The organism is Mesorhizobium sp. M7A.F.Ca.CA.002.09.1.1, from assembly GCF_003998555.1.
GTDB classification, from domain to species: domain Bacteria; phylum Pseudomonadota; class Alphaproteobacteria; order Rhizobiales; family Rhizobiaceae; genus Mesorhizobium; species Mesorhizobium ciceri.
This window is the reverse complement of record NZ_RZRR01001114.1, coordinates 1-1,519: the sequence shown is the minus strand read 5'-3', so window position 1 is coordinate 1,519 and position 1,519 is coordinate 1. Positions and strand designations below refer to the sequence as shown.

The 1,519-nt window shown below is 65.0% G+C and carries 1 protein-coding gene and 1 pseudogene; one reads left to right on the top strand and one right to left on the bottom strand.

Annotation, left to right across the window (positions count from 1 at the left end; genetic code table 11):
• Positions 1 to 551 (top strand): annotated as a pseudogene (locus tag EN994_RS30820) (DNA mismatch repair protein MutS); the annotation flags it as partial.
• Here EN994_RS30820 and EN994_RS30815 read toward each other — a convergent pair.
• Positions 552 to 1,397, bottom strand: coding sequence for an aldo/keto reductase (locus tag EN994_RS30815; protein WP_063169905.1), 846 nt, complete (start codon positions 1,395 to 1,397; stop codon positions 552 to 554). It abuts the pseudogene before it with no gap.
• Positions 1,398 to 1,519 lie beyond the last annotated feature (122 nt).

Here is a 1,519-nt window from a genome sequence, read left to right as displayed (position 1 = left end):
TCCTCAACCAGGCCGGCGAGCGCGCACTGGTGATCCTCGACGAGATCGGCCGCGGCACCGCCACTTTCGATGGCCTGTCGATCGCCTGGGCGGCGGTCGAATATCTGCATGAGAAGAACCGCTGCCGGGCAATCTTCGCCACCCATTTCCACGAAATGACCTCGCTGGCCGGCAAGCTGGCGCGTCTCTCCAACGTCACCATGCGGGTCAAGGAATGGGAAAACGACGTCGTCTTCCTGCACGAGGTCGGCAAGGGTGCCGCCGACCGCTCCTACGGCGTGCAGGTGGCGCGGCTGGCCGGCCTGCCGGAAGCGGTGGTCGACCGGGCCAAGGAAGTGCTGCACCAACTGGAAGAGGGCGAAGTTTCGGGCAAGACCAACCGGCTGGTCGACGATCTTCCATTGTTTTCGGTGGCGGTGAAGCGAGAAGCGCCGAAGCCGGTCAAGAGCGACGCGCTGGGGGCGGCACTCGGCGACATCAACCCGGACGAAATGACGCCACGCGAGGCGCTGGAAGCGCTCTACCGGCTGAAGGGGTTGGCGGGGACGTAGTCAGATCATCTCCAACCCGCGCTTGCGCGCTGGTGGCGGGAAGGCGCGGTCGAGATCGGCGATGTCCTGCGGCGCAAGCTTGATGTCGAGCGCAGCGACATTCTGGCGGACATGCTCCTCGCTGCTGGCCTTCGGGATGGCGATGACGCCCTCCTGATGCATCACCCAGGCCAGGGCGATTTGCGCTGGGGTCGCATTGTGGCGCCCGGCGATGGCTTCGAGCCTGGCATTGCGCGCCAACGCACCCTGCTCGACCGGAGAATAGGCCATCAAGGGGATGCCGCGCTGCCGGCTCCAGGGCGCCAGATCGAATTCGAGGCCACGCCGGACCAAATTGTAGAGCACCTGGTTGGTCTGGACATTGCCGCCATCGGGCAGGCCGATCAGCTCTTCCATCTCGTCGGTGTCGAAATTGCTGACGCCCCAGTGGCGGATCTTGCCGGCCTTTTTCAGGGCCTCGAAGGCCGCGACGGTTTCCGTCAATGGCACGCTGCCGGGCCAATGCAAGAGATAGAGATCGATGCGGTCGGTGCGCAGGCGTTTCAGGCTGTTTTCGCAGGCCCGCTGCACGCCCGCGCGCGAGGCGTTCGACGGTAGCACTTTCGAGACCAGGAAGGTCTCGTCGCGGCGCCCGGCAATGGCTTCGGCCACCACCTCCTCGGCACCGCCGCTGGCATACATTTCGGCGGTGTCGATCAACGTGATGCCGAGGTCGAGGCCGAGCTTGAGGGCATTCACCTCATCGGCGCGGCGACGGGAATCTTCGCCCATCTTCCATGTGCCCTGGCCAAGCACCTGAACGGCTTCGCCGGAGGGCAGTTTGGTGGTTCTGATGGTCGGTGGCATGGCGGGCTCCAGTTGGGGCCGGATCGCATCACAGGCTGGGCGATAAATCCAGAGGCGTTCTCGCCGCGCTGGCGATGGCTGAAGACTTACTTCACCGGATGGGCGGCGAGCCAGGCCTGCAT

Excerpts from the sequence above, each read along its gene's own strand:
- EN994_RS30815 (WP_063169905.1), bottom strand. The coding sequence starts at position 1,397 with ATGCCACCGACCATCAGAACCACCAAACTGCCCTCCGGCGAAGCCGTT.